The organism is Paenibacillus violae (genome assembly GCF_032461945.1).
Lineage (GTDB): Bacteria > Bacillota > Bacilli > Paenibacillales > NBRC-103111 > Paenibacillus_E > Paenibacillus_E violae.
Window position 1 is genome coordinate 338,693 of sequence record NZ_JAWCUD010000004.1, and the last position, 25,667, is coordinate 364,359.

23 protein-coding genes, 1 pseudogene and 1 other annotated feature are annotated in these 25,667 nt (G+C 46.0%); of the genes and pseudogenes, 4 read left to right on the plus strand and 20 right to left on the minus strand.

Annotation, left to right across the window (positions count from 1 at the left end):
- Positions 1-46: 46 nt before the first annotated feature.
- Entirely contained in the window at positions 47-1,315 is a 1,269-nt protein-coding gene (locus RQP52_RS15485) for an ABC transporter substrate-binding protein (protein WP_315952670.1), read from the minus strand.
- A 391-nt stretch (positions 1,316-1,706) separates the two neighbouring features.
- On the opposite strand from RQP52_RS15485, the gene RQP52_RS15490 reads away from it, so the two are divergent.
- Positions 1,707-2,708 (plus strand): LacI family DNA-binding transcriptional regulator, encoded by a 1,002-nt coding sequence (locus tag RQP52_RS15490; protein ID WP_315952672.1) that lies wholly within the window; start codon positions 1,707-1,709, stop codon positions 2,706-2,708.
- An 87-nt stretch (positions 2,709-2,795) separates the two neighbouring features.
- On the opposite strand, the gene RQP52_RS15495 is transcribed toward RQP52_RS15490, so the two are convergent.
- The 7 genes from RQP52_RS15495 to RQP52_RS15525 all read right to left on the minus strand — a co-directional run bounded on the left by RQP52_RS15495 (position 2,796) and on the right by RQP52_RS15525 (position 13,129).
- On the minus strand, positions 2,796-5,384 hold the full coding sequence (locus RQP52_RS15495) for a discoidin domain-containing protein (RefSeq protein ID WP_315952674.1): 2,589 nt from the start codon (positions 5,382-5,384) through the stop codon (positions 2,796-2,798).
- Positions 5,385-5,621: 237 nt separating this feature from the next.
- The gene (locus RQP52_RS15500; protein ID WP_315952675.1) at positions 5,622-6,506 is read right to left on the minus strand and encodes a carbohydrate ABC transporter permease; all 885 of its coding nucleotides are present in this window, start codon (positions 6,504-6,506) and stop codon (positions 5,622-5,624) included.
- A 17-nt stretch (positions 6,507-6,523) separates the two neighbouring features.
- Positions 6,524-7,414, minus strand: coding sequence for an ABC transporter permease (locus RQP52_RS15505; protein ID WP_315952783.1), 891 nt, complete (start codon positions 7,412-7,414; stop codon positions 6,524-6,526).
- Between the two features lie 75 nt (positions 7,415-7,489).
- Positions 7,490-9,199, minus strand: a complete 1,710-nt coding sequence (locus tag RQP52_RS15510) for an extracellular solute-binding protein (RefSeq protein ID WP_315952676.1) — start codon at positions 9,197-9,199, stop codon at positions 7,490-7,492.
- 160 nt (positions 9,200-9,359) lie between these two features.
- Positions 9,360-10,463 (minus strand): response regulator, encoded by a 1,104-nt coding sequence (locus tag RQP52_RS15515; RefSeq protein WP_315952678.1) that lies wholly within the window; start codon positions 10,461-10,463, stop codon positions 9,360-9,362.
- The gene (locus RQP52_RS15520; RefSeq protein WP_315952784.1) at positions 10,456-12,180 is read right to left on the minus strand and encodes a sensor histidine kinase; all 1,725 of its coding nucleotides are present in this window, start codon (positions 12,178-12,180) and stop codon (positions 10,456-10,458) included. The genes RQP52_RS15515 and RQP52_RS15520 overlap by 8 nt, the downstream gene beginning before the upstream one ends.
- A 67-nt stretch (positions 12,181-12,247) precedes the next feature.
- Positions 12,248-13,129 carry an AraC family transcriptional regulator gene (locus tag RQP52_RS15525; protein ID WP_315952680.1) on the minus strand — a complete coding sequence of 294 codons (882 nt, stop codon included), beginning with the start codon at positions 13,127-13,129 and terminating at the stop codon, positions 12,248-12,250.
- Between the two features lie 129 nt (positions 13,130-13,258).
- On the opposite strand from RQP52_RS15525, the gene yicI reads away from it, so the two are divergent.
- A complete protein-coding gene (yicI, locus tag RQP52_RS15530; RefSeq protein ID WP_315952785.1) occupies positions 13,259-15,580 on the plus strand; it encodes an alpha-xylosidase in 2,322 nt (773 codons plus the stop codon).
- A 326-nt stretch (positions 15,581-15,906) separates the two neighbouring features.
- On the opposite strand, the gene RQP52_RS15535 is transcribed toward yicI, so the two are convergent.
- Positions 15,907-16,695 (minus strand): class I SAM-dependent methyltransferase, encoded by a 789-nt coding sequence (locus tag RQP52_RS15535; protein WP_315952681.1) that lies wholly within the window; start codon positions 16,693-16,695, stop codon positions 15,907-15,909.
- 130 nt (positions 16,696-16,825) lie between these two features.
- On the opposite strand from RQP52_RS15535, the gene RQP52_RS15540 reads away from it, so the two are divergent.
- Positions 16,826-17,857, plus strand: coding sequence for a stalk domain-containing protein (locus tag RQP52_RS15540; protein WP_315952683.1), 1,032 nt, complete (start codon positions 16,826-16,828; stop codon positions 17,855-17,857).
- An 8-nt stretch (positions 17,858-17,865) separates the two neighbouring features.
- On the opposite strand, the gene RQP52_RS15545 is transcribed toward RQP52_RS15540, so the two are convergent.
- Positions 17,866-18,225 (minus strand): YncE family protein, encoded by a 360-nt coding sequence (locus RQP52_RS15545; RefSeq protein ID WP_315952684.1) that lies wholly within the window; start codon positions 18,223-18,225, stop codon positions 17,866-17,868.
- Complete coding sequence (locus RQP52_RS15550; protein ID WP_315952786.1) at positions 18,226-18,771, minus strand: YVTN family beta-propeller repeat protein; 546 nt, start codon at positions 18,769-18,771, stop codon at positions 18,226-18,228.
- A 167-nt stretch (positions 18,772-18,938) separates the two neighbouring features.
- Between RQP52_RS15550 and RQP52_RS15555 the strand changes: the two genes are divergently transcribed.
- Positions 18,939-19,115 carry a hypothetical protein gene (locus RQP52_RS15555; RefSeq protein WP_157326056.1) on the plus strand — a complete coding sequence of 59 codons (177 nt, stop codon included), beginning with the start codon at positions 18,939-18,941 and terminating at the stop codon, positions 19,113-19,115.
- Between the two features lie 70 nt (positions 19,116-19,185).
- Here RQP52_RS15555 and asd read toward each other — a convergent pair whose 3' ends face one another.
- The 9 genes and pseudogenes from asd to RQP52_RS15600 all read right to left on the minus strand — a co-directional run bounded on the left by asd (position 19,186) and on the right by RQP52_RS15600 (position 25,659).
- Positions 19,186-20,271 (minus strand): aspartate-semialdehyde dehydrogenase, encoded by a 1,086-nt coding sequence (asd, locus tag RQP52_RS15560; protein ID WP_315952685.1) that lies wholly within the window; start codon positions 20,269-20,271, stop codon positions 19,186-19,188.
- Positions 20,272-20,401: 130 nt separating this feature from the next.
- Positions 20,402-20,666, minus strand: a binding site (T-box leader).
- Positions 20,667-20,738: 72 nt separating this feature from the next.
- The gene (locus RQP52_RS15565) at positions 20,739-21,047 is read right to left on the minus strand and encodes a hypothetical protein (RefSeq protein ID WP_315952686.1); all 309 of its coding nucleotides are present in this window, start codon (positions 21,045-21,047) and stop codon (positions 20,739-20,741) included.
- A gap of 125 nt (positions 21,048-21,172) precedes the next feature.
- Entirely contained in the window at positions 21,173-22,180 is a 1,008-nt protein-coding gene (locus RQP52_RS15570) for a DUF3231 family protein (RefSeq protein WP_315952688.1), read from the minus strand.
- A gap of 214 nt (positions 22,181-22,394) precedes the next feature.
- Complete coding sequence (locus tag RQP52_RS15575; protein ID WP_315952690.1) at positions 22,395-23,285, minus strand: alpha/beta fold hydrolase; 891 nt, start codon at positions 23,283-23,285, stop codon at positions 22,395-22,397.
- Between the two features lie 18 nt (positions 23,286-23,303).
- A complete protein-coding gene (locus tag RQP52_RS15580) occupies positions 23,304-23,507 on the minus strand; it encodes a hypothetical protein (protein WP_315952691.1) in 204 nt (67 codons plus the stop codon).
- A gap of 89 nt (positions 23,508-23,596) precedes the next feature.
- A complete protein-coding gene (locus RQP52_RS15585) occupies positions 23,597-23,755 on the minus strand; it encodes a hypothetical protein (RefSeq protein ID WP_315952692.1) in 159 nt (52 codons plus the stop codon).
- Positions 23,752-24,363 (minus strand): DUF2239 family protein, encoded by a 612-nt coding sequence (locus RQP52_RS15590; RefSeq protein ID WP_315952693.1) that lies wholly within the window; start codon positions 24,361-24,363, stop codon positions 23,752-23,754. The genes RQP52_RS15585 and RQP52_RS15590 overlap by 4 nt, the downstream gene beginning before the upstream one ends.
- Before the next feature lie 196 nt (positions 24,364-24,559).
- Positions 24,560-24,932, minus strand: a pseudogene (locus tag RQP52_RS15595) (ABC transporter substrate-binding protein); the annotation flags it as partial.
- A 175-nt stretch (positions 24,933-25,107) separates the two neighbouring features.
- Positions 25,108-25,659 (minus strand): GNAT family N-acetyltransferase, encoded by a 552-nt coding sequence (locus RQP52_RS15600; RefSeq protein WP_315952694.1) that lies wholly within the window; start codon positions 25,657-25,659, stop codon positions 25,108-25,110.
- Between the last annotated feature and the right edge of the window lie 8 nt (positions 25,660-25,667).

Below are 25,667 nucleotides of genomic sequence, written 5' to 3' on the forward strand. Positions count from 1 at the left end.
CCGGGCGATCCCTCCGGACCGCCGACGGACTGCCAACGATTCGGCGTCATTTTTTCAGGATAGCGTCGATTTCTTGTTTCGCCTTTTTCATAGCTGACGCCGCATCGGATTGATTAGATAGGATCTCCGATACGTGACGGTCGAATACGCCTTGAATTTCGCCATATTGCATAGGCGCTTCTACCGCTTTGGCGACATCGGCACTTTCTGCGTATACTTTCCAGTTTTGAGCCGGTGTTTTCGGCAGCACTTCATTCATGACGGATATGCGTGTCGGAATTGAAGTATTGGAAAGCGTAGTTTTCTGTGAGTAGACACCGCTCAAGAAAGCTGAAAGCTTATAGGCGGCTTCCGGATATTTGGTGGATTTAAGGACAGGGAACGCCCCGGAACCAAAGATCACTTTGTTCGTTTTGAACGTCGGCAAGAACTGCACATCGATATTCGTAAACTTATTTTTGTCATACGTGCCGAATGGCCATTTGCCGGCAGATATCATCCCTACCTGACCATTCATGAGCATCTGAATCTGATCATCCTTCGGTCCTGGAACCGGGGCCACTTTATATTTGTAAATGAGATCCTGGAAAAACTGCATCATTTCGATGGCGTTTGGATCGTCTAATTTACTGGTTGTCATGTCATCGTTCAGAACGCTTGCGTTATTGTTAAACAACCACGCAGAGGCGCCAAAATAATAATTCGGAATTGCAAATCCGTATTGTTTTTTGCCGTCTTTTTCTGTAGTCAGCTTCTGCGCGTATTGGAGAAAGTCGTCCTTCGTCCAGTCTTTATTGGGCAGAGACAAGCCAGCTTGCTTGAGCATATCGGTATTAAAATGCATGACGACATTGTTCCAATCCCAGACAAAACCGTACGTTTTTTTGTCGATGACAAACGGCGACTGAAGTTTCGGATGCAAATCATTGTAGTTGTCCAGTGCAGCCGGATCGGCTTTCATGTAGGTATCCAACGGGAGAAGCAAATCCTGCTTCGCAAACATTTGAATGCCTTCGATGGCTACGCGAATGACGTCAGGCGATTTGCCGCCGGCGATCATCGTCTGAATTTTGTTGAAATAGTCGGCCCAACCGCTGCTGACGACTTCCACTCTTTTGACCGTGATATCCGGGTTCTGTTTATTGAATTCGGCCAAAATATTCGTTAACTGCTCATCTGAGGCTTCATTTTTACTCCATACTAGCGTTAATTCGGCTTTAGTTGATTTCGATGAAGTTGGTGTAGAATTGGAGCTGCATGCAATTAGTGACCACCCGAGTGCAAAAATTAATAAAAAGACCCAAACCTTTCTCATACAGGACACCATCCTTAACAGAATGTGAAGCCGCGCTACCGAGCTGGCATAACCGGTGCGGCCTGATGCCTTTCTACGTTGCGATTCATGGTCCATGTTGATCCCGTGCACGTGCACGGCAAAGACTAAAAAAATTTGCAACAAGCAACTGTGCCATCCGGGGCGTCCCCCGCTTCGGCTAATCCTGCATTGGAGCTCCACTCACCTACATCGTGCACGTGAACGAACTCATCTTAACAAATTAGTTTCATTTTGTAAACGCTTTAAATGAAATTCGTTCCTAATGCCTATATGCACGCATTCCCTTTACGTTCACGAGCACGGGTCTTGACCTGCACGCCGAGTTAAGCTACGATTAGACCACTAGAGCCTTTCACGGAGGTCCATTCCTATGAACATTACCAGCAAACAAATCGCCGAATTGTGCGGCGTTACCCGAGGGACCGTAGATCGCGCATTGAACAACCGTCCAGGCATTCATCCGGACACACGCGATAAAATCATGCGCGTCGCTGAAGAGCTTGGCTACAGACCGCATTTCTTGGCTCAGAGCCTTGTCAAAGGACATACGAAAACACTTGGCATCGTATTATTCGATATCCATAACCAAATTTTCTCCCAGCTCTTCCATGCCTTCGAGGCTGAAGCTCGGAAACGAGGTTATATCGTTTATTTAGTGCTTTCCAATCGGGACAAGGAGCTCGAAATGGAATATATCAACAACTTGTTGGATCGCCGTGTCGATGGAATTGCCCTGCTGCCGGCGAATGACAATAAGAAATTCGAGTCATTTCTCCTTCGTTCACGCACACCGATTGTAACATTCGGCAACCGGCTAGCTAGTCCGTTTCCCTATATTTGGATTAACGATAAACAGGCGATTTGTGATTCTGTTGCCTTTCTTGCCGAACAAGGCTACCGCCATCTCATCTACTTAAGCCCTCCCCTGATGCGCAAAGGCAAAGAAAACATTTATGTGCCCGAGCAGCGATATCAAGGTTTCTTGCAAGCCTGTGCGGAGATTCCGGATATGAGGTTTAACGTCATTGCACAGAAGCAATATTTGATGGAACTAGAAACATTGATGGAAACAATCGACAGCAAATGCGCCATCCTCTGCTCCAGCGATGTGTACGCATTGGAGGTCTTGAAATGGCTGAAAGCGCGTAAAATCCGCGTACCCGATCAAGTCGGCCTTATGGGCTTCGATAATATTGAGTTTCTGAAATATATTAACCCCTCCCTGACGACGGTGGACTATAATGTGAACGAAATCGGTACCAAACTCGCTGATCTACTCATCCGCCGCATTAATGATGAGGAAGTGCCGGCCGAGACATTGATCGACCATCATGTCCTGCAAGGGGAGTCCGTATCATTGTCTCTTGACTAGCTGGTTGGTGAAATAAAAAAGGCTGTCCCAAAGTCATTTAATGACCGAGGGAACGCCTCTTTTTTAGAATGTATGGGACAGCCATAATTATTTCACTTCATCGGCTTCGGCACCAATCCTGTCTTGTAATTGCTGTAAATATAAGCTTCGTGGACTGACATGTGTACCAAAGCTATCCCAAAAAGCATCATTCTTTGGTCTAGGATCATAGGCATTAGGCAGCAGCGCTTTCCCCTTCATCCCCACATGTCCGAAAGCGTAATTTTGCGCAGTCGGCGGTTGTTGAGAAACTAGCTCATTGCGGGTATTCCAGGTGACGTAGTTAGCCCCCGCCCAGCCATGACCGCTGCCTAACCAAGCCCTATCTTGGATGTGAATGCGACCATTCACATTGTCATACAAACAGCCTACTGACCATCGATGATGCGGCTCGCTGGTGTTATAATCTTGTTTGGATTTGCAATCGAAGAACACATTCGGACCTGTAACACGGGAATCAACTGTAAAAGCATGTCTTGCCCCTCCCGAGTAAACACGTTGTACCAAAGCCAATTCGCCAACAAGATGAAATGAATAACGGCGCCCGCCGGTTATTATACTTATAAAATCGGATACGGCGCAATCTTGAACGGTCGTCCACTTGGTATCACGCTCAACTTGCACGAGAGCATGCTGCAGATGGAAGCCTGCCACATTGCGAACCCATGCATGCTTAACTCGGTCCATATACACACCCGTGATGGCGTGATTTTCATCAGCCAAGTACGTCGCACTTCCCTCATTTCCATCCACGCTCGTTTCCTTGACGCTCGGATCATAAGTCACATCAATCCGCAAATGTTCCACACCAATCCGTTCAATCCGGCCGGCATCTTCGTATTTGACGATCGCACCTGACCCCCACCGTTGTTCTATTGCATTGGCTATAGGTGCGTCGAGTGTTATACAATTGCCGTCAATATGCGTGATCACTCTGTCGAACGCTAGTTCAAATGGCGACCATTGCACGGTCCCTCCTGTTACAGGCCTTGTCCTAATTGAATCCATCCCAATGGCATGAATCCATCTTTCATTCCCAAATCGCAGCACCTTCACGGTATCACCCGGACGAAAGCCGGATGAATCTTCGACATGGAGGCTGCGTGAGCCTGACGGAACGTAGAGATCTGTTATAGACGCTGCGGTCTCTGTTAACAGTTCCGGAGCCGATGCTCCCTGGATATCGATCACACTGCGCTTCATCGTCCCTGTTGCATACAGCAGCGTGCCCTTTTCGTCTGCTCCTTCTCCACGCAATACGACTCCGCTCGCACGGATACGAAGCTGTCCGCTGACTGGGTATGTACCTTTCCTTAGAAGAACGGCCCCCCGGAAGCCGTCTGGAGAAAGGTGCATGGCTGAGATACGATCCAGCGCATGCTGAATATGTGCCGTATTATCGCCTTCAATAGGTTCAATGGTGAGGACTATCGGCACATCCGGTAATGGGACTCCCCCACCTCCATACCCTGCATTTGAAAAGTCGATGACACGATTCCCCTTATAATCCGGTACATAGACAAGCTTGCCGTTCTTGTTCAGATAAACGATTTGATTCTGACCTTCCTCAGAAGCCGTGGGATCTAGAATCGTAAAATAAAAAGCATCGTAACCTACAACATGGCCGTTCAGTAGAAGTTCGATACGCCATTGATAGTGCGCAGCTTGGGAAGCATAACCAGGTATTATAAATGTACAATCCGTGTTAGCCTCAACTTCACGTTCCGGTAAAAAGGTAATGACCTCACCGGTTAAATCGTTTATCAAAGTGTTCTTCACCGACATACGTTCACTAGCCAAAATATGCAGGACAGGAAATTCGCTGTCCGCTGCCAGTAGAGCAGGTTGCCCGATTTCCATAACAAGGGAAGGATGCGTTAGCCATAGATCTGCTATCCTTTCGGACGGATCATCAACGTCAACATAAAGGTTGATCTCTTGCGTGACCCCTTGTAAAGTAACATGGCTTTTGACTTGAGCAATACCTGATTTAAGCGCAGTCATGGCACCTATTTCATCCAATACGACTACCTCCGGATTCATGCAAGTTGTTACGATCTCTGCTCGTGTTAGATCAGCTGCCGTCCTATCCGTCATGACTCCTTTTATAGTAAGTCGCGCACTGCCCCCTTTTACAAGCGCTAATGTATCCCATTGTTCAAAGGTATCTCCCTCAGCATTGCTCGCATAAACACTTGCTAACAAAGGTCCGTTTGGAATCGACGGGATCTCGTAAATTCCCAAATCCACCAATTGAAAATCACGGTCTGGATCGAAAAGTTCCGCTTCCAGCTTGACATATCTGGCATTAACTCGTGGAAAAATGGTCTTATTGGTACGTCCGATGTCTTCTTTAGAAGCATCTTTGCGGTAAGCCTCCTGCCAAATGAGGTTGTCTTGCGAATAGGCGATCTGATAACCACTTATGAAGCCCGATGCAAATTTCAAAATGATCTGGTTAAACGAAACCGTACTTCCCAAATCAACCGTTATCCAAACGCGATTGTCATCCTTTCGATCCGTGCTTAGCGGCTGCCAAAAAGTGCCCGCTTCTCCATCCACAGCAAGGCTTCCTTCACCATTCATACGCTCCGAGCTGCAAATTACTGGTCGTTGTAAAGCTAAGTTGACATGCATACTATCTTATACCTCCTCACTTTTCGTCGAAATTACCATGATCTGTTGCAGTGTTCAAAATCCTATGACCTCTGTCTAAATTTTACTCTTTATAAGCTGCCTTTACATTGTATGAACTTACACTGCCCTGTCATTTTTTACGATCTCGCTGTACACCTTCACTCCAACCGTTCAAGCAGCCGTATAACACAAACGGCTGCTCTGTTTACACAGAGTCAGCCGTTTTTAAATCTCTTATTACTCTTTCACAGAACCAAGCGTAATCCCATGAATGAAAAAGCGCTGCAGGAACGGATAGATGACAAGTACCGGAATCATCGCAATAAAGATTTTCGCCGCATTCAACGTCTGATTGGAAAGCTCGCTCATCTTTTGAATTTGCTCCGCAGTCATCGTATTGGCATCCACAATGACCACCAGCTGTTGAATGTAGGTCTGCAGCGGATAATGATCCGCATTCGACATTAACACCAGACCGTTAAAGAACTCATTCCAGTGGTAAACGATACTGAACAAGGTCACAGTCGCGAGTACAGGCACAGCCAGCGGGATGAATATTTTCACAAGCATATACCAAGGACCTGCACCGTCGACGAGTGCCGCTTCCTCCAATTCCTTCGGCAAATTCCGGAAATAGTTAATGACCAGAATGACACTGAAGATCGGAACGCTATTCCCAAGGACTAACGCCCAAATATTATTAATCAGACCTAGAGATTTGACCGTTTGATACCAAGGGATCAAGCCACCGTTAAATAACATGGTGAATACCAAAATCCACATCAAGACATTACGAAACGGCAAATCTTTCGTATTTTTCGATAAAGGGTACCCCATCAACACAATAACAACAAAGTTCAGGGTCGATCCCAGAACAACACGCTGAATCGAGATCCAGAAGGAATTGAAAAATTTACTGTCGCCCATAATTTCATGATAGGAATTCAAGTTAAATCCCACCGGCCAGAAGCTGACCTGCCCCGAGGACGCTGCCGCATTGTCGCTTAGCGAAACAGCCAGCGTATACCAGAGAGGAAGCACACACAAAAGAGCGATGCCAACCAGCAGCACGATAAGGAAAAGATCGAACACTCTGGAGCCTATTGTTGTTTCTCTGACCATAATCCTGCTCCTTTATATTAAAAAATACGATAATTTGCAAACTTAGCGGCTAGCACATAGGAAGTCGTAATTAACGCAAAACTAATGATGGATTTCAAAAGCCCCATTGCCGTAGCCAATCCATACTGCAGATTCAATAGACCTGTCCGATAGACCCAAGTGTCAATAATATCCCCGCTTGAATACACAAGTGGATTGTACAAGTTAAAAATTTGGTCAAAACCAGCGTTTAAGACATTCCCTAAGCTAAGTACCGAAAGTAAAATGACTGTTGTCATCATGCCGGGTAGCGTGACGTGAAGCAATCGCTGCCAGCGCGTAGCGCCGTCAATTGCAGCCGCTTCGTAAAGCGCCGGGTTAATCCCCGTTAAAGCCGCCAAAAAGATAATGGTGTTAAAACCGAATTCCTTCCAAACATCACTTCCAACGATGATAAAAGGAAACAACTCCGCCTTGCCGAAAAACAGCGTAGGACTGATGCCGAAGAACCCCAGCAACCCGTTAACAGGTCCTTTAAAGGACAAGATATCAAGCAAAATACCGGAAAGAATAACCCAGGATAAAAAATGTGGTAAATAAACAATCGTCTGAACCCATTTCTTCAACACCGCGATGCGTAATTCATTCAGCAATAACGCGAAGACCAGCGGAACAATCATATTCGCAATAATTTTCATGACAGCAATGAACAAGGTATTGAAAAACACCGTTTTACTGTCGTTCAATGAAAACATGTACTTGAAGTTTTCCAAGCCGACCCATTCGGAATGAAGAATGCCTAAGCCTGGATTAAAATCCTGAAAAGCAATGACAATGCCGAACATAGGCACGATACTAAACAGCGTCAACCATATAAAGCCAGGAAGAAGCATGAGATAGTAATGTTTGGCAAAACCCTTCGTAACCATCCTATCAATCACTTCCATTCTTTGTTGTTAAGGGAAAGGCGCCAGAGTAGTCTGGCGCCTGGTGTGCCCTTGCGACTATTTCAAGTTCGCTTCGATTTCACTAATGATCTGATCTCCGCCCTGCTTTTTCCAATCCTCGACGAACTTGTCGAAGGATTCCAACGGCGCAGCGCCCATAATAATTTTGAGGAACGTTTCTTTTTCCAATTTATCCAGCGCAGACCATCGGCTTTCCATCGTTTTCGTCTGGGAGTACGTTACGCTGTAGGTTTTCTTATACGGCAGCTGGAGCGCAGATATCCCTACAAGTGTTGAATACATCCGTTTCCATGTTCCTAAATCCGCATTCGGATCCCAATACTGAATATCGTATTTGTCGTAAGGCTCCAGCTTCACTTTTTTCACTTTTTCCGCATCGGATTTCAGCAATTTGTACCCCGGGAGATCCATATCCTCCGGTTTTTTGGTACCAGCAAGCACTTCTTTCATCATTTTGTACGTAACGTCCATCTCATCCATTGGAGCATATACGATACGTAATGGATAGTTGCCAATGGCTACTTTCACATCGAATTTGGATTCGTCACGCAGCAACAAGTTTTCCATTTGAATAGCAGCTTCTGGGTGCTCATACCCTTTCCGAACAACGAGATACTGATTCGTCGGGTTCCCCATGTGTGGCGTAAATTCGCCATTTACATCCAGAGGCGCCGCATAAGCCTGCCAGTTTGCTTTCGGGTTATTTTTGATGGCATCCGCTAACGGACCATATCCGCCAGCCCACCACAGACCGAAGTAAATACCGGAAGTTCCATTTTTGATCAGCTCTTGCGCGTCTTTACGAATCGTCATTTCCTTGTCAATCAAGCCTTTGGAATATAGATCACGCAGCTTAGAGAGCGCTTGCTTTGTTTCTGGCTGAAGGGAACCGTACGTTGTTTTACCGTCAGCGCCTTTTAGCCAAAATCCTGGATAAGAATGGTAGGAAGCGAAAATCGGATCGAAACCATAGTTATTATTGTTAGGATTGATAAAATCTGCATTCAACAAGCCGCCCAATTGTGGCCCTGAAATCCCGATCGTATCCGCTTTGCCATTCCCGTCTGGATCTTGCTCGACAAAGGCTTTGGCTACTTTCTCCAGTTCATCCATCGTTTTCGGCGGTTGCAGGCCTAATTTATCCAGCCAATCCTTGCGAATCCACATCATATGAACCATATCTGATTCTGTTGTGACGTTCGGAAGGGCATACATTTTTCCATCTACGGTAACTGATTTAAGCGCAAGACCTTTTGTACTATCGACGATGCTTTTGAGTGCTGGTGAAGCATATTTGTTATATACTTCTGTCAGATCCGCGAGCTGACCGCTTTTCACCATTTGTCTGAACTGCGTGTCTTTCACAACAAGCGCGTCCGGCAAATCATTGCTGGCAATAGATAGGTTAACTTTTTGATCGTAATCCTTTCCGCTTGCCGCTTGCCAAACAATTTTGGTATCAATGTTCAAGTTGTCTTTAATATAGCGGGTATACTGATTGCTTTCCGGCGAATCTCCAGCAGGCAAGCTTTTGTCCGCTGCGTCGACATCTTTACCAATTTTAATCGTAATCGGTTTCTCTGATTTCGTGAAAGGGCCTGCGGCTGCTGTTTGTGCTCCCGCAGTTTGTGTAGCCGCTGTTGAAGCTTTAGGTGATTCCTTAGCCGTATTCGCTTCCGAACAGGCAGATAAGACAACTAGCATTCCTGCGAGTAAAAGCAGCATGCTTTTTTTAGGCTTGCTCATATAAATCCCCTTCTTTCGTTTATATAATTTGTCTACACGATAAAAATAACACGAATCCTCCCCCTGCAAGGAGGGAAAACGGTTACACCTTAGATGGGAAATTGACCGAGATTTTTCTGCCACTCGCATCCAACCTGCGGCATTTCCGGCATTTGACCCCCTAACTTTCGGACATTTCTCTACCTGCTGCATGCTTTAGCCGATACTCGCTTGGCAATAGTCCGGTTTGCTCCCGGAAGCTGCGGCTAAAATACTTCTCATCCATATAGCCTACATGCTCAGCAATCCATAAAATTGTCTTATTCGTATAAAGCAAATACTCCTTTGCCTTGTCGATTCGGTTATTGCGCAAAAACTCGCTAAAATTAATGCCGATAATTTCCTTGAAACACTGGCTGAAGTAGCTTCTGCTCATATTCACCCGCTTCGCAATGATTGCCGCAGTAATCTGCTCCTGCATTTCTTCGCTGACGATGTGAACGGCTTTCATCACGCATTCGACGACCTCTTGCGAGAAAGCCGGTTTGTCCATCGCTTTACGGATCATGTCACGCGTACTGGTTATCCACGCTTCAACCTCCAGCCAGTTCTCAAAAGCGTCCGGCAGCGCAATTTTCGCCATATGAACAGCGTGGAATAATAGATTCCATTTATCCGTTAACGTATACAAGAGCCCAATTAGCTTGGTTTGCGGCAAACGTAAATGCTTCAACTGTTTGACCTGAGCGGCGAATAACGGATCTTGATGAATCCATTCGTGCCCCGACCATTGTTCCTTCACTTGATCCAGATCCGGCACAGCTTTATCCACTTGAAAAATGGTTTCGTCTCGTGAGAAAGCCCCTTCATAGAAGACATCGGATGCTTGCGGAGCAGGCTTTTGTTCCTCCAGAATCCGTTTATGAATTCTCCCCAGCACTTCTTCAAAGCGCTCCTTCTCAAGCTGCACCTTGGCAATATAATCAATAGCGCCAAGCCTCAGCGCCTCTTGGATATACTCAAAATCCTGGTGGAAAGTGAGCACAACGGTATACATAGTCGGATATTGCTTGCGCACAATCTTCAATAGTTCAATCCCCGACATGACGGGCATCGCTAAATCCGTGAGCAGTAAATCGACGGCATGGTCGGCTATGAATTCCAACGCCTTCTCGCCGTTGCTCGCTTCTCCAACAACCTCCATATCAAACTCGCTCCAGGGCATGGCAGAAATAAGCCCTTTACGCACCAATTTATCGTCATCGACAATCATCACTTTAATCATGACGGCGGTTCCCCTCCATAATAGGTATCGTTACAAATATCGTTGTCCCTTTGCCGATCACACTTTGAATACGCAGCTCCGCCTTATCGCCATACTGCGATTCGAGCATCCGCTTCACATAATTCAACCCAATTCCCATGCCGACTTTTTTGTTCTCGATTTCCGGGTTATGCAGGAGGTTTTGAATCGTTTCTTCCGACATCCCTGAACCGTTATCCTGAATAGAGATCAGAATGGCATTCGTTAAATTCACATCTACGCGGATATACCCATCGTCGCTTAACCCATGATAAAGAGAGTTTTCCACCAGCGGCTGAAGAATAAACCGAGGCACCGGCATGCTCCAAACATCTTCATCGACGTGCATTTGGACATCAAACTTAAAATCATAACGGATTTGCTGCAGCGTCAAATATTGCTTCAAAGCCTCAATCTCTTCATTAATTGTGGATGCCGTTCCCAGCTTGCCCAGATTGTAATGCAGCAGCTTATTTAGGGAAGAAACAAGACGATCGATCTCATTTTGACCATTCATAAGGGCCAGCCAGTGCACCGTATCCAGCGTATTCATCAGAAAATGGGGATTTATTTGATACAGCAGCTTCTCAACTTCCAGATCCACCCGCCGCTTCTCCTTATGCTCAACCTCGGCGAACAACTCCCAAATCTGCTCCCTCATCTGTCTAAATTGGTTCAAAAGGAAATCAAACTCCGGTATTTTGGTTTTTACATTAACCACTTGCGCGCGATTTTGCGCCATCAGCTTGATTTCTCGATTAAATCCATTCAAAGGGACATAAACCATTTTCCATAAAAGCCATGCCATCAGCAAACTAATTCCTAGAAAAATAAGCGCAAACAATAAGATTTGCAGAAACCACCGATTCATTTCCTTATTGTAATCAGCTTTCGGAATGACGGATACGATACTCCACCCTTGATTGCTGGCCTGCCGAAACCATATAAATTCATTCAGCTTGCCGTGCGTACTGTCACTGGAGAAATTCGGGAAGAGCGTATCTTTCACGAACGAATTAGGCAGCTCCGTATAGGCGATTCGACCATTATTGTCCAGAAAAATGTGATAATTCCCGCCGCCGAATTGATCATTGTTCAGGATATTCTGCGTCAGATGGAACCCTGATTCAATGTAGACATACACGTCATCGCGCATGGGCAAATCCACTTTCCTCAGTGCCGAAAAAACAAAGTTGTTATCGAAACGGTTGTTGCTGATATGAGGCCCATAATACGAAATTCCTGAGTATTCTGCCAGCAACGGCAGCTTTTCAGGAGAGAAATTATCTTTGACCCCTACATTTTCGAGATCGTAAGTATTATCCTTTTGAAAATAGTACAAGGTTAGACCGATATTTGGATTCGTAAAGGTCACTAAGCTTAATTCATCTCTTAAATTGCTAATCATTTGAGATCGTTCATAGGTTTGGCTAGGTGGAAGCGATAACATCTGATCCAGCTTTTTCCCTACGCTACCGGGAAAAGCAAGCTGCTGAGAAACGTGATTTAAATTGCTGATCGTACTCTCTAAGGAGAGTTCAACTTGCTTTAAATTACTCTGTATCCCGTTCTGAATTTTATTCGTCAGGATCGAGTAAATCGTGTAATAAGAAATGAGAACGATACAAATAAACGGTATCAGCGTACTGCAAAGAAAGATGATAAATATTCGCTTTTTTAAAGTTAAATAATCGTACATCCATGGTTTTACAATGTCTCTTAGCTTAGCAAACAAATGACTTCACCCCTGATTCTGTTTCCATTCTTTATGCATGGGCTTTTCTTCGATATTCGGATGGTGTACAGCCAAAATGAGCTTTGAACACACCGATAAAATAACTTAGCGTATTAAATCCGACATCCAGCGAAATCTCTGTAATCTTCTTATCCGTGTCCTTCAACAAGTAAGCCGCCCGCTGTGCCCGTACTTGATTTAAGTACTCCAGCGGGCTTTTCCCGGTAAAATTTTTAAAATATCGACAGAAATAAGACTCGCTGAAGGAAACGAGCGCTGCTAACTCCTCCAATCGAATGGGCCCGCTGTAGTTCATTTGAATGTATTCGATAATGAGTTTTAGCCGGTCAATATGCGTCGGGCTCACCGTAGGGGGAAGCTCGCGAAAAGATGGCCCTCCCAACATCATCAGCTTCGAAATAATTAATTGCAGTAATCCTTTTGTCGTCAATTCGTATAACGGCAATTCATTAATGTTCAAATCGAACACTTGCAGCAGCAGTTCCAGCAGTTCAATTTCGCCTGCCGAATGGCGTGTGATATGGGCAGGAATGATATATTTCTGCTGGATAAGCGGTGTAATATATTTCTCGCCCACAAGATCAAACCGCCCGTTTCCTACAATATCCGGGTGAAACACCACGGCTGTGAAGCAGCATTCTTCTTCTGAGGTGATGTAACCCGAGTGAAGCTGACCGCCATTCACGAAAATCGCTTCACCCGCCTCCAGCTCATAGTCATCCATAGAAACGCGAAAAGTAGCCTTTCCCTTCGTCAGCATTAGAAACTCCAACTCGTCATGCCAATGAAGGTCCAGCAGTTCTTCCCCTGGCTGACAGCAGATTTCATATACACGAATCGGATATAGCGGGTCGCCGTGAACGCGGTCTTCTTTTAAATGCGCCTGCTGCATAGCTTTCGTTCCTCCTTCACAAAATCAAGCCTTATGTCAAAATACTGATATTTTCTAGCAATATAAAGAAAGGAAAGCGATTTATAAATCAATATACTTATATTAAATTACAACGAAGGGCTGATGGCAATGAAATTTTCGAATGGCTATTGGATGGCAAAAGAAGGATACACAGTTTTGAACCCTGTTGATGTCCGCGAAGTGGAGCAAAAGGGCAACAATCTTACGGTTTATGCCGCAGCGCGAAGGATTCAGCGAAAAGGCGATACCTTAAACGGCGCGTTGCTGACGTGTGAAATTAGCTCGCCAATCCCTGATGTCATCCGTGTACGTTGGACGCATCATGCAGGCAAGACAACAAAGGGACCGGCTTTTGAATTGTTCGAAAATCCGTTGACGCCTGTCACTATAGATGAAAGCGGTCATCAGGTGACGCTTAAATCCGGCAATCTAAGTGTCAAAATAAATAAACAAGAAACTTGGGGAACGGAGTTCTTTTACGAAGAAAAACGTTTGACTGGCTCCAATAGCAAAGGCGCGGGGCATATTACAACAGATAACAAAGATGTATACTTCCGCGAACAGCTGGACCTTGGCGTCGGCGAGCACATTTACGGACTTGGGGAACGCTTCACCCCCTTTGTGAAAAATGGGCAAGCGGTTGACATCTGGAACGAAGATGGCGGCACAAGCAGCGAGCAAGCGTACAAAAATGTTCCTTTTTATTTATCGAGTAAAGGTTACGGCGTGTTCGTCAATCATCCTGAGCATGTCTCGTTCGAAGTTGGCTCTGAGGTCGTTTCCAAAGTCCAATTCAGCGTACCTGGCGAAAATATCGAATATTTCATCGTCGGCGGCCAAACATTGAAAGACGTTCTGAACAATTACACCAAATTGACTGGAAAACCCGCCCTGCCACCAGCTTGGTCGTTCGGTTTGTGGTTAACCACTTCCTTCACAACGAATTACGACGAAGCTACCGTGAACAGCTTCATTGACGGTATGATCGAACGCGATCTTCCGCTGCATGTTTTCCATTTTGACTGCTTCTGGATGAAAGAATATCAATGGACCAACTTCGAGTGGGATGCCGATATGTTCCCCGATCCGGTAGGCATGCTGAAACGCCTTAAGGACAAAGGCCTCAAAATTTGTGTATGGATCAATTCGTATATTGGCCAGAAGTCTCCGCTGTTCAAAGAGGGCATGGAGCAAGGCTATTTGGTCAAAACCTTAGAGGATGACGTGTGGCAGTGGGATCTCTGGCAGGCAGGCATGGGGCTGGTCGATTTCACGAATCCGGCGGCAACCGAGTGGTACAAGGGGCATTTGAGACGGTTGATTGATATGGGAGTGGACTGCTTCAAAACGGACTTCGGCGAGCGCATCCCTACGGATGTTAAGTACCATGACGGATCTGATCCGCTGAAAATGCATAACTATTATACCTTCCTGTACAACAAAGCTGTCTTTGAGGTGCTGGAAGAGAAACTTGGCAAAAATGAAGCGATGCTTTTTGCCCGCTCGGCCACAGCAGGCGGCCAGCAATTCCCTGTGCACTGGGGCGGCGACTGCTCGGCCAATTATGACTCCATGGCGGAGTCGCTGCGCGGAGGCCTGTCGCTCGGCTTATCCGGCTTTGGCTTCTGGAGCCATGACATCAGCGGCTTTGAGAAAACAGCGCCGCCTGATATTTATAAGCGCTGGGTCGCCTTTGGTCTGCTGTCTTCCCACAGCCGACTGCACGGCAACGAGTCTTACCGCGTGCCGTGGCTGTTTGATGAAGAAGCCGTCGATGTTCTCCGACATTTTACGAAGCTCAAAAGCACGTTGATGCCTTATCTGTTTGAAAGTGCCATCCAGTCCACTGAGATGGGGATTCCGATGATGCGCGCGATGGTGCTCGATTATGCTGCGGACCCTTCCACGCATCATTTGGATACGCAGTACATGTTAGGCGACAATCTGCTCGTGGCTCCAATCTTTAATGATCGCGGGCAAGTGATGTATTATGTGCCGGAAGGCCGCTGGACCGACTTCTTTGGCGGGCAAATCGTTGAAGGCGGGAAATGGCACGAAGAAACCCATGGTTACATAACGCTGCCATTGTTAGTTAAACCGAATTCGTTGCTCGCCATCGGTGCGAACGATCAGAAGCCCGACTACGACTACGCGGATGGTGTATCCCTGCATTTGTTTGAACTGCAAGATGGCGCCAGCGCTGCAGCGAATTTGTACAGCTTGCAAGGCGAGCTGGAAGTGACCGTGAAGGCTGTTCGCCGTGATGAAGAAGTAAGCTTCTTCATTCAAGGGGCAACGAAGCCGTATACGATTGTGCTGCGAGGTATTCATGAAGTCGCCGGTGTAGAAGGGGCGGAGTGGATCGATTCCGCTAACGGCATCGTGCTTACGCCTGAAACGGGCAAAACGCATGTAGTCGTTAGCCTGTAAGAAAAGGCAGTTCCCAAGTAGAAGATTCTACTCTTGGGAACTGCCTTTTTTTGCCGCCCCCATTTCCACTGTTGATCCCATCGTTGGCATGCATCCGTGTGCGAAGGGGGAACTACAGGGCGCTATTTCAGCGAGTTAGGCTGATTTCTGGCTGCGAGCGGAACTACAGGGTCTTATATGCCCACTGGATGCTGCATTTGGGCTTCATATACTGAAATAGTGGACTATAGTTCTCCTAACAAGTAGAAACAGCTCGTTTTCCTCTAAATAGAAGACCATAGTTCCCTAATGGAAGCCTAGCTAGCGGATGCGATCTCTAAATCATATCAGAGCGGCGATAGCTCCAACTCCACCCTATCAGCCACTAACGTATAAAACTCAGGAAACCTAGCATCTGAAGGACTTGGTATCTCTTCCAATGCGCGTATCACGAGCCCGGAAGCCGCAATGGCTGTGATAATCTCGCCAAGTGTCCAACTTCGCAATAGAACCTTCTCCAATCCGGAGCGTTCCTCCTCAGGCAGCAGTTTAGCAAACGCTACCTCTCCTTCTTTAGTCCCCTTTTCAAAATAGTTGCCGCTTGGTTGATTCAGATTAACCGTGTTCAGCCAAGCTCGTGCAAAAGGATGAAAGTCGGTCAAAAGGAACCGACCCTTGTTCCCAAGCCTGCGACGGACCACCTCAAAGATAGCATTAAGATCAGTGAAATAATGCAAAACGCCAAACTCCATCAGCACGATGTCAAACTGGCCAAGCGACTCTTCGTTCGGGATTTGCAAGACGTCCGAGCAGATATAGTCGAGCTTCACACCTACGGCATCGGCAACTTGCTTGGCGTACAGGCGATTTTCTTCAGAGATGTCCACGACGGTTACATCCGCGCCTAACATCGCAAAAGAGATTGCTTTCCTCCCGTGCGAACCAAGAAGATTAATTATTCGCTTTCCACTTGGATCACCTATGTATTTTAACCAATAGCGCAGATGATGCTTGTGTTCCCTTTTCAACTCTACGGCAAGTTCATCGGGTGTCCCGAAACTGTGTACCCAAGCCTGATACGCTTTCGTTTCCCAAGCCTTCTTGTTTGCTCTTGAAAACTCCTCTTGCACATCCATCCCCCCAGGTTCTTCTGACTCCAAAAGCTCTTCCTTTGCCCATATCCTTAATTTACCACATATTTCAGAGCAACAAACAGTCCTTCTTCCGCGTCTAAACATTACTAAAGTCAGCTAAGGAGTGTAGGATATGAAGATAAAAAATGGCTTGCAAACAGGAGCAGCGTTGATGTTTCTGCTCATGGGCATGCTCCCAGCAGCAAATGCTCATGCAGATGCGGACACGTCGCTTCCCGTCTATCTCGATGGCCATCCGTTGAGCTTTGAGACGCCTCCCGTTATCGAAGATGGCTACAGTCTTGTTCCACTTCGTGCAATTTTTGAGGCTGAAGGCGCAAAAGTTTCTTGGGATGACAACACACGAACAGTTACTGCTACGAAAAATGATATCGTATTTACATACCGCATTGGTGACATGACGGCTTATAAAAATAAAGACCAGCTAGATATGCCGATCGCGGGTAAAATTATTGACGGCTCCACGATGATCCCGCTTCGGTTAATAAGCGAAACACTGGGCAATCTCGTGAAATGGCATGAATATTCGCGATCGATTACGATTTCCTCGGCGAATGAGTATGAAACCAAGATTGAATATGGCGTCAATCTGCGTGACGCTCCGAATACAAGTGGGCAAGTTCTTCGAATGATTCCGAAGAGCGAGAACATTCATGTCATCCGGGAAGTCGACGCCAACTGGTTGGAGGTGCAGACGAAGGACAAGACGATTGGTTTCCTTTCTGCAGCCTCCCAGTATACGGATTACGCCAACGTCGCTTCAGCAGATAAAAAAGCCGATGATTTGCTCGCTTTCGGAGCTAAATTTCTCGGAACGCCTTACGAATTCGGAGCAGATCCCGGTCAAACCAAGACATTCGACTGCTCCTCATTCGTCCAATATGTGTTCAAGCAAGCATTGTCAATCGATCTCCCGCGAGTCTCCTACAACCAAGCCTTGAAAGGAACTGAAGTCCCTCTAGATGAGCTGCGCAAAGGTGATGTGCTGTTCTTTGACGCACGCGGGCTCGATATCGGACATGTTGGCATCTATGCAGGAGACGGGCGGATTCTTCATACTTACTCCAAAGAGCAAGGCGTGCATTATGAGGACTTTACTGATAAATGGAAAAAACGTTTTGTTACGGCTAGAAGGATGTTCTAATTCCTTCATCAAAGTGGGATAATGGCTAGTCCAGAGGCAGCATTTCCTACTTTTATCGTGTCTATGATCTTATTATCCCGGACTCTTATAACAGAGACGGTATTTTCTCCAAAATTAGCCACATAGGCATATTTGCCGTTTTGCGTGATAGCGACTATGCCGGGTTTCTTTCCCACCGGAACGGTAGCTATCACTTTATTTTTTTTCAGCCTAATGACGGAAACGGTATTATCTCCTTCATTACCGACATAAGCAAATCGATCGTTTGGCGTTATCGCTACTCCCACAGGTGTTGAGCCGACTTTAATTTTGCTAAGGATCTTTCTGCTTCTCGTACCAATGACCAAAACGTTGTGATTCGTGGTCACTTAAGCCAATCTGCTGTTTTGGGTAAAAGCAATTTGATCCGGACCCACTCCAGCGGGAATGGTGTCTATGACTTTATTACATTTCGCATTAAAAATAGAAATCGTATTGCTGTCGTGATTGCTCACGTAGCCCACCATTCTTTGTCCTATTTTCTGAGGTGTGACAGTTACGCCTACCGGTCTCTTACCTACCTTTAGCGTTTGAATGACCTTTCTCTTTTTGATACATAGAACTGAAACGGTATTATCGGCTGAGTTCGTAACATACACATACCTTTGCGATGTTCCTACATCTGAAGGGCTTTTTCCGACTGGGATCGTGCTAATAATTTTATTCGTGCTTCGCTGGATGACTTGGGCGGTGTTATCGGTTTTATTGATGACAACCGCATGTTTCCCATCGGGGGTGACCGCGATCTCAAAGGGACCTTTTCCCGTCTTTATCGTTGCCTTGACCTTTCTGGTTCGGGTATCAATTACCGAGATGGTATTGTCGTTGAAATTCGTAACGTAGGCGAAATGAAACGAGGGTATACGTCTATTCATGGTCACAAGGGATCACTCTCCTAAGTAATCTTATGTTGGGAGATGTGCCCCAGGGAACGGCTGTTATCACGAGGAATTTGCAAACTCTGCAGGCAACACCCTCATATGGGATCAGCATGACGAAAAGATATGATATAGTATGAAACGTTGTCATGGAGGAGCTTCCTATGCGAACCAATACAGAACAAAGAAAAATCACAAATCAAGATATTGAACAAATGATTGTCGAAATAGATAAAGGCTGGACGGAACTGAATAACATCCATGTGTCGTGTCACCATATTTGGAGGGATCTCGTGCAAATTTCGCAAGATTTGGACGAGAAATTCGGTATTTCCTATTAATTTAGTGTTTTAAAAACAAAAACAGCAAGCCCCTAGTCATCTAGGAAGGCTTGCTATTTTTATTTACCTTTTATTTCGCTTGAATGTAACCTTCTGCTTTCAACAGTTCAGCGATCAGAACAGCGCCGCCAGCTGCTCCGCGCAATGTGTTATGCGACAATCCTACGAATTTGTAATCGTAGATGGAATCTTCACGCAAGCGACCTACGGAGACGCCCATACCGCGCTCGATGTCACGATCAAGTTTCGTCTGCGGTCTGTTCTCTTCTTCGAAATAAGTGATGAACTGCTTAGGTGCGCTAGGCAATTCAAGCTCTTGCGGACGGCCTTTGAACTGGAGCCAACGAGCAAGAATTTCTTCTTTGGATGGTTTTTTCTCAAACGATGCAAAAACAGTTGCCAAATGTCCATCTGTTACAGGAACGCGGATACATTGGGTTGTAATTAAAGGGGAGCTTGCTTTAACAATGGCATTATTTTCGATGCTGCCCCAGATGCGCAGCGGCTCTTGCTCGCTTTTTTCTTCCTCGCCGCCAATATAAGGAATGACATTGTCAAGCATTTCAGGCCAATCGGTGAAGTTTTTGCCCGCTCCGGAAATTGCTTGGTACGTCGATGCAACAACTTGGGTTGGTTTGAAGTCCAGCAAGGCATGAAGCGCCGGCACGTAACTCTGAATGGAGCAGTTAGGCTTAACGGCAATAAAGCCGGTTGAAGTTCCGAGACGTTTTCGTTGTGCCGCGATCACTTCAATATGCCCTGGATTTACTTCCGGGATAACCATCGGGATATCAGGTGTCCAGCGGTGAGCCGAGTTGTTGGAAATAACAGGCGTGCCCGTTTTGGCGTAAGCTTCTTCCAACGCTTGAATTTCATTCTTTTTCATATCGACGGCACAGAAGATAAAATCAACTTGAGAAGCTACTTCTTCCACTTTCGAGGCATCTTGAACAACAATTTGTTTCACGCCTTCAGGGATAGGTGTAGCCAGTTTCCATCTGCCTTGCACGGATTCTTCATATGTTTTACCCGCAGAGCTGCTGCTAGCTGCGATCGCTGTTACTTTAAACCAAGGATGTTGATCCAGCAATTCAACAAAACGCTGGCCAACCATTCCTGTTCCTCCGACAATACCCACTTTTAATTTTTCTGACATGTGATATTCAAATCCTTTCAAAATGGTATGATAAACTATTCAATAAGTCTGAAATGGTGTACCTAATCAGCACGTAACCTGTATTTCTTTTATAAAAGCAAAAAAATCCCACCCCCAAGACTAATACAGCCTCAGGGACGAGATTTGGATTCCTCGTGGTACCACCCCAGATTCGCCAATATGTCGCCATATTAGCCTCTTCAAGTACGGCATTACGGTGTAATGCGGATACTTTAGCTCTGTAACAGGAGCTCCTGGCACACCATCCCCTTCTTGCCCGGTTCCGATGCGCTGCTCTGAGCCTTTTTTCAATAAAGATTTCTTTACTCCTTTTCAGCTAACGGAGCTCTCTGTGAAAGATTTCATTTATCTACTCTTCTCTTCGTCGCATTTGAATGTTGCGATAATATTATCAGATATCGATTGTAACGTAAACAAATTTTTTGAAATTTCGAAAATAGGACAAATTATTCGCCTACGATGTCCGCCCTTAAATCGCTCGCAACTTCCATCATCCTTGGAATCACGGCTTCATTCGTGCCTGACACGTAAACATCCCCCTGATAATGCCGGAAGGGAATCTTGCTGTCGCCATAACTCCACATGAAGAAATCACCTTCGATGGACATCGTGGTTGTACCGGTTATCGTAAACACAGGTGTATAGGAAAAATCAGATTGGGATGCAAAATACTGTTTGCATTCTTCCAAAGAGATGACAGCTTCCGAGTTGTCATTAACTTGCAAGGCTCTTGTAATTCGATAACGTTGGCTCAAAACCATTCCTCCATTCGTTCACCAACATATTTTATTGCAAAATCACGCAAATTGCTAGCGCAATTTTATGCAAAAAAGCCAATCCAATGACTGGAGTGGCTGGGTCGGTATCCATTTGCTTGCCATCATGATTTGGTTAGCTGTCTGCGATCTTCAACTTGTGGCGGCTCTTCCATCCAACCATGCTCAATCATGATTTCCCCGCCTTCTTTGACAAAGGGGATAATTTTTTGAGCAAGTTTCGCGAGCGCAAGCGGTAGATCACTACGCAAACTGAAAGCTCCGCCAAGCGAGTGGCTGCCAATCGCAAACGAGCCCAATAAATTGGTGAGATACATCATTATCTTATCTGAAAATGGTGAAACGGTGGAGTTAGTCGCTTTCCCCGCGTGAGTAGCAGGAGGCTCAATGTAATCCTCACGAAGAAATTCACCCAGCGTTGTTTCAACTTCTTTGGACAATTTCATGCCTTTCACAAAATATTCTTTCACATTCTTATCATGAGCAACTTGAGCGAAGCCGATCATCAGCTGCATCCCTGTAAGATTCGTTTCAATCGAATGATGTAAAAGCGAAATCTCAATCGCATTTAGCGCTCTTTTATCTTTAAACAAATTGAATCCAGATAAATAATTATCATTCTTAATAAAGGTTACCTCAGTGGGCATGGACATATAGGGCGGCCGCGATAAAGCCCCTTTCTCCTGCAGGAATTGCACGCACTGATCGTACATCTCTTGTGAATCTGCTGTTAACTGCTTAAAGAGCTCTCTGATGTCTTTCCGATATGACATCGTAGAATGAAACGCGAAAAGAGGAACTTCAATCTTGCTTATCATAAGCAAAAACATCGGTTCGTACAGATAATCAAATAACTTGGGAACCCCTTTATTGACGTCATTTGCATTAAATCCTAGCGGAATGACTGCTCCTGCTTGCTCGAAAATGAGTTTGATCGTCGTTACTATTTGATCACTGGAATCGTACGTTGCTTTCAGAATTTGTTTAACCTCTTCATTTTCTGCGTTTTCAAGGAAATATTCCAAAAAGCGAAGCAACATGGTTTTTTCTTGATAGGTCATCCACAAGTTACCTATTTCAGACGATGTCAATGGGATATCGGTTGATGCCATATGGTTGACTCCTTTATGTAAATTCGCGTGATCTCTTCCTGATGTTTACTTTCATTTATCATTTCCTATCGGGGAAAGAATATCCAGAATCCTTTTACCTTATTGGCTGTGAAAATAGGGCTACCCCTCTGGTCATTAAGACCTTTGGAATAGCCCTCATCATTTTTGCTAAAGACAAGATTGATGAATTGAAGCCCGGTTAGCTTTTGAGTTGTCAATTACGACGAGCCGTTCGCTCTATGGCATCAACAGTTACTTTGTACAGTTGGTGCGGCAGATCGTGTCCCATTCCGTCAACCAACAGTAGCTCAGCGCCCGGGATGGCAGAAGCCGTATCCTCGCCACACGCCGGGACGAACAGGGGATCGTCCACCCCATGAATGACAAGTGCTGGTACTTTTATGGTCGCCAGCCGCGGACGACGGTCACCGGAGACAGCGATCGCAGCAATTTGTCGACCGACACTGCCTGGATCGTAGGCTCGCAGAACTTCCTCCAAAATGAGTGCCCGATAAGCGTCATCTTCAAACGGATAACCGGTGCCGGCGATGCGCTTGGCAAAAGCGAGGCTGTGCGCCAAAAATCCTGCTTCATCCTCAAAGGGGCTCGGCGCCGGTTTAGTCATCAATGCCATGACATCCGGAGATGCTTGAGGAAGAGTGGGATTTCCTGAACTGGACATAATGGAGGTGAGTGATAAAACTCGTTCAGGGTACTCACTGGCTGCAATCTGGGCAATCATTCCGCCCATCGACCTGCCAACGAGATGTGCCCGGTCAATTGAAAGGGCGTCGAGCAGTCCGATAACGTCGCCTGCCATGTCATCGAGCGTGTAAGGGATGTCCGGTCGCTGTCCTGACATGAGTGCAGTGGCCAGTGCTTCAAAATTCAGCGCCGGATAATGGCTAAAGTGTGTCGAGCAACCTACGTCGCGATTATCAAAGCGGATCACGCGGAAGCCCCGTGCTGCTAGTATCTCACAAAACGGAGCCGTCCATCGGATCATCTGGGTTCCAAGCCCGGCGATTAGGATAATAGCTTCGTCATTTTCGTTACCGAAACTGTCATAAGCCAAATCAACACCGTTGACTTTTAGAATGTTCATGCGTATGTTCTCCTTCAATTAATTTGGTATTGGAAGTTCTGTCATAGGCAGAAGGCGTAAATCTTCGATCGCTGCAGTCCGATGCCCGATACCGGTCAGGTAGTCTTGATGACTTGAAAAAGCAAGAAACGACTGCGCGCTGCTCTGGCGGATCAGCATAACAAGATCCCATCTTTCGTCTTCGGGTCCGATAAGGAACTCTCCACCATCGCCAAGAAACAAGATTTCTCCTCCGCATTCACGGAGATATGGAAGGGTGTGCTCAATATAGCTTTTAAAAGCTTCGGCACCGCTGATTGGGTCCTCCGGTGTTAGCTCAGGATTGGCTGTGTAATCGGCAACATCAGCAGGTTCAACATGACGATGCTGCCCTCAATGCCTCGTTGCATAAACTTCATGCCAGCGCGTAGCGATGGTTCGATGTAACGAATAGATTCAAACTCTGTCATAGCGGCTCCTTTCGTAGTCATAAGTTCCCTTCAGGGAATACATGAGCGGCTAATTTCTTGACATGGTTTCTGATATCAGGTGCCCAGTCATGGATGAAGTGGTAAAAACGGTCCATATCACTAGCATACAGTGCCCGGAGAGCTTCTTCGTATTGATGGAAATCTCCGGCCATAGCTGTCATAAAGTTATAAGCTGCTTCTTGCGACTCTCGGACATTGCTCTGTTTTTCTCCGGTACGGCGAGCCTCATCAATGAGTTTGCGTAATGTTACCGACGCCCCTCCAGGTTGACTCTTGAGCCATTCCCAATGCCGTGGCAATAACGTAACCTCACCGGATACAACCCCCAACTTGGGTCGACCGGCCCGCCGTGTAGGCTGATGATTCTCTTCCTTACTGGGTAAGTCACCAAACTGTTCTTCTAATCGTTTGAGCACATCATCTGTTTTCCCACGAAAATCAACATCTACTGGCTTCCCCGTGGAATCGTCAAATATAAGCAACTGTGTCAGGTCTCTATCATTCAGAGCATCCTTCACTGTAATAACAATGTGCTGTAACGAACCACTGGCGACGACTTTCACACCCAAAAATGCCGTGCAGTATAAGCTTGTTAGGGCATTACTCATGTTAACCTCCTCTCAGATTGCCAAGCTAATTATACCCGGATAAAAATAAAAGATCAATATTACCCGGGTAAAATGTATTTAATCGTTCATAAGCCAATTCCCCATCTCTACAGAAGTCTTTCCCGCCACCTCGCCAAACGCAAAAAAAGCTATCCCCCAGCCTTATCAAAACAGCTGAGGAATAGCTCATAAATACTTATTTAGCGAAAAGCTTTTCTGCCGCATCAAGCGCCATTTTGTTTCCAATGGCTGAGTAATCCAGCCAAGGCTGATCAGCAATCGGGTAAATATGACCCGCTTTGACCGCTTTAAGCCCTTTCCAAATCGGGTTAGATGACAGCTGTTCAAAAAAGCTTTTTTGCCCCATCTTCATTATTCACAATAACAAAAATCGCGTCGGCATCGTAGTCAGGAAGAGCTTCCTGCGAAATCGCTTCATACGCTTTATCGATTTTCTCAACACCTTTTGCCGGCTTCAATCCTAGATCTGTGAACAAAATCGGACCGAGCGGACGCTTCATGCCCATAACACGTAGCTCTTTCGCTGTTACACGTATCGCCATCACTTTCCCGTCAATTAGGGGGCTAAACAGAAATCGGCAAAATAGAGGATCGTCGTTCCTCTCGCCAATGAAAAATTTGCATTAGCGGAGAAATAGCGGACGCTAGTTCCCTGGAATCCCCCCACCACATAAAACAAAAAAAAAAAACCTAGCGAAAATCGCTAGGTCCTTGGTCAATGTGTTATTTCGTCATATTCTCATATTCACCCTTCGTCAAGCCAAACAGGCATTCATCAAAGTGCTGCCCCTTCGTGAAAATCATATTCCGCAGCCTGCCTTCTTGGACGAACCCAAGCCGTTCATGCAGCGCTACGGAACCCTCATTAAAGGCATACACATGCGCCGTAACTTTCTGATAGCGCAGCTCTTCGAAATAATACCGCAGCAGTATCTTTATCGCATCCGAGGCATATCCCTTACGCCAATGCTCGCGAAAGATGGCTACGCCGTATTTAAAAGTGCCATGCCGCCGATCGCAGCTGCTAGTGCTCATACTCCCAACGAGCTCACCATCCAACGTTTCAATGGCGAGCATGATGTTATCGCTGACCGGAACATTCCCTGCTTGATTCGCTGCCCAAGCTTTCGTTCCTTCTTCCGATCTAGGAAAATAGATGACGTCACAGTGCCTCGCACCTTCCGAATCCAAATCATTCAGATGGAATTTCTCCCAATCCGAAGCCAGAACGGGTCGTAACCGGACTTTTTTACCTGACCATATATAGTTTTGCATAAGCTACT